Source organism: Streptomyces sp. NPDC004561, from assembly GCF_053602155.1.
The window spans coordinates 1-1,291 of record NZ_JBSGDB010000917.1; the positions used below are offsets into that span (position 1 = coordinate 1).

Annotated in this window: 2 protein-coding genes; one reads left to right on the forward strand and one right to left on the reverse strand. The window is 75.8% G+C overall.

Going from position 1 to position 1,291, the window contains the following annotated elements:
• On the reverse strand, nt 1–189 hold a 189-nt coding region (locus tag ACWEN3_RS46680; protein WP_452984536.1), incomplete at its 3' end, for a hypothetical protein.
• Between ACWEN3_RS46680 and ACWEN3_RS46685 the strand changes: the two genes are divergently transcribed.
• Nucleotides 188–1,159, forward strand: a complete 972-nt coding sequence (locus tag ACWEN3_RS46685; RefSeq protein ID WP_452984538.1) for a DUF4349 domain-containing protein — start codon at nt 188–190, stop codon at nt 1,157–1,159. The two genes, ACWEN3_RS46680 and ACWEN3_RS46685, sit on opposite strands and share 2 nt — an antisense overlap.
• Nucleotides 1,160–1,291: the final 132 nt, after the last annotated feature.

The window sequence follows — 1,291 nt, forward strand, 5'->3', positions numbered from 1 at the left end:
GGTGTGGCTGGTGCAGTTGTCCTCGCCGTCGTACGTCCATGCCTCCGTGGTGCCGTCGGGGACCGTACGGCGGGTCAGGTGGCCTTCGATCGACCGTGACCGCTTCGGAACCGGCGCGGCCGAACGTCGCCGCCGGGCCCGCCGTCGCAGGAGCGACAGCAGGTCACCGTCCCCGGGGGTACCGCCCATGCGCACACCAGGTTCCGTACGCTCCACCCGCTCCGGCCGGCTGCCGGCCGCGCTCCTGCTCGCCGCCTCGCTCGCTCTCGCGGGGTGCGGCGGACCGCACGACACTGGCGGCGGCTCGGCGAAGTCCGCCGCGGACGCCCGGGCCCCGCGGGCCGGCGCCGCCGGCGGAAAGGCGGCCGGCACCGGGTCCGCCCACGGCACGCCCGATCTCACCCCGAACGCGATCATCCGTACCGCGTCCCTCACCGTCCAGGTCAAGGACGTGCCCAAGGCCCTGGAGCAGGCGCGGACCGCCGCCGAGGACGCGGGCGGGTACGTCGGCCAGGAGACCACGAGCCGGGACGGCGACGGCCACGAGCAGACCCGGGTGGTGCTCCGCGTGCCCACGGCGAAGTACGACGAGGTGCTCGCCGAGCTGCAGGGCGCGGGCCGGCTGATCGACCGCACGGCCAAGGCCGTGGACGTCACCGACCAGGTCGTGGACGTCGACAGCCGCGTCAGGTCGCAGCGGGCCGGCGTGGACCGGATCCGCGCGCTGATGGACCGGGCCACGAAGCTCGGCGATGTCGTCACGCTGGAGGGAGAGTTGAGCGGCCGCCAGGCCGATCTGGAGGCGCTGCTGGCCCGGCAGGCGTCCCTGAAGGACCGCGCCGGCCTGGCCACCATCACCCTGTCGCTGTCCGAGAGGCCCGTGCGGGCGGCGGCCGCCGACGACACGCCCGGCTTCGTGGACGCGCTGGCGGGCGGCTGGCACGTGTTCCTCACGATGCTCCGCTGGATCGCCCTCGCGCTGGGCGCGGTCCTGCCGTTCGCGGCGTTCGCGGGCCTGCTCGCGCTGCTGTGGCTGCGCCTCGCACGGCCCCGGCCGCCGCGCCGGACGGAGCCCGCGGCCGCGTCGGCGGCGCCGGGCCCGCTGCCCTCGGCGCGGCCCGCGCCGGAGGCGTCGCCGGGCGAGCCCGGACGGGACTGAAACGGCCGGGCCCTCTAGCGTGTTCACATGAACATGAGCGGTGGGCGGGGTGGCCGGGAACGGCTGGTGGTGATCGCCGGGGGATCAGCCAGGCCAGGTAGGTGGCGAGCTGCCCCTCGGCCTCGAAATTGA